This window comes from Streptacidiphilus jiangxiensis, assembly GCF_900109465.1.
In the GTDB taxonomy this organism is placed as follows: Bacteria; Actinomycetota; Actinomycetes; order Streptomycetales; family Streptomycetaceae; genus Streptacidiphilus; species Streptacidiphilus jiangxiensis.
In genome coordinates this window covers 1-1,551 of record NZ_FOAZ01000088.1, presented here as the reverse complement: position 1 = coordinate 1,551, position 1,551 = coordinate 1, and the positions used below count along the sequence as shown (strand labels likewise).

Below are 1,551 nucleotides of genomic sequence, written 5' to 3'. Positions count from 1 at the left end.
CCGTTGCACGTGTACACCTGCACCGGATTGAAATTCGCCGTCGACGCCGAACGATCATCCAGACACAGACCCCCGTACCCCACCACCTGACCGGTGTGGCCGCCCCCGCCGCCGGAGGAGGAGCCGGTGATCGCGTTGAAGGTGGAGGCGAACTGGTACTGGCTCTGCGGGGTGCCGCTGCAGGTGTCGGAGTAGGTGCCGACACTCGCGCAGGCCACGTCGCGGCCGAGCGCCCAGTAGGCCAGCTCCTGGATGCCGTTGGACTTGGCGAAGCTCTCCAGGGTGGAGGCGTCACCGGTGGTGAAGACCTCGTTGGTGGAGTCGTTGACGCCGAGCATCGGCGTGTTGCCCTCCATCGCCCACAGCTGCGCCGAGCTCTTGCCGGTCCAGATCTGGCCGAGCTGGGTGTGCAGGGCCTGGGCCGCGCTGACCGCCGCCTGGCCCATCTCCTCGTTGGGGCCGTAGTCCATGGTCATGATGTTGACCAGGTTGACGTTCAGGCCATGGCTCGCCGCGTTGTTCAGCAGGCTGAGGGAGTTGGAGAGCAGCCCGCTGGTGTCGACGGGCAAGGTGTAGTCGACGCTGAGCGTGCGGCCCTGGCCGGCGTAGTAGGACTGCAGGTTGGCCAGCGCCTGGTTGCGGCGGTCGTTGGCGGCGGTGTCGTCGAGGGTGGATCCCTCGACGTCGAGGTCGATCCGGGTGAGGTTCAGCGTGTCGATCACCCGCTGGTACTGCGCCTGCAGCGCGGAGACCGACGTGCAGGCCTGGGCGAGCTCGGTGCCGGAGGCGCCGCCGAAGGAGACGATCGCGTCGCCGCCCGAGGCGCGCAGGGTGTTGACGGCGCCGGTCCAGCCCGCGTCGTCGATCGCCGTGGAACCGTTGAAGGTGGCGTTGCAGCCGCCGCCGTCGATGACGAACGCGAGCGTGTAGTACTTCAGGCCCGTGGCGGACTCGGCCGCGGCGATCGCGCCGGGGGAGTTCCAGGTCTCGACGTACGGCGCGGCGTACTGGGCGGGAAAGCCGGGGCCGGGGTTGGCGGCGGCGTGCGCCGCCGGCGCGGCGAGCAGCAGCGCTGACGCGGCGGTCAGCAGGGCGGCGGACGGTGCGCAGGCATGCCGAAGACGCATGGGGACTCCGTGGGGGATGTGTCGCGGCGCGAGCGTGGGGGAGCGGCCGGATGAGGGGGAGTCAACTAGAGGCCATGACAGATCGTCAAGAGGCGCGTTGAGTTCGAGTCTTGATCACACGAGAGCGTTCTCTCTCGTTCGAACCAGGAATGTCGGAACTCTTGACGGTGCCATGACTTCAAGAGTTCAATCGCTGAGCCCCCACACGGTACGGAGAGAGGCCTCCCATGTTCACTTCGCGTCGGCTTGCCGTCGCCGCAGCGTTGTTGCAGTTCCCGCTCGCCGCCGTCGCCGTGCACTCCGCTGCGGCGGCTTCGTCCGTCGGCGCGACCGGTCAGGTGGTGGGGTACGGGGGTCTGTGTCTGGATGATCGTTCGGCGTCGACGGCGAATTTCAATCCGGTGCAGGTGTACACGTGCAACGG

1 protein-coding gene and 1 pseudogene are annotated in these 1,551 nt (G+C 68.1%); one reads left to right on the top strand and one right to left on the bottom strand.

The features are described from left to right. Window positions 1-1,127: chitinase (locus BMY61_RS43785; RefSeq protein WP_075004331.1), on the bottom strand; the 1,127-nt coding region annotated here is incomplete at its 3' end. A gap of 227 nt (window positions 1,128-1,354) precedes the next feature. Here BMY61_RS43785 and BMY61_RS47285 point away from each other — a divergent pair. Continuing rightward, a pseudogene (locus BMY61_RS47285) lies at window positions 1,355-1,551 on the top strand (chitinase); the annotation flags it as partial.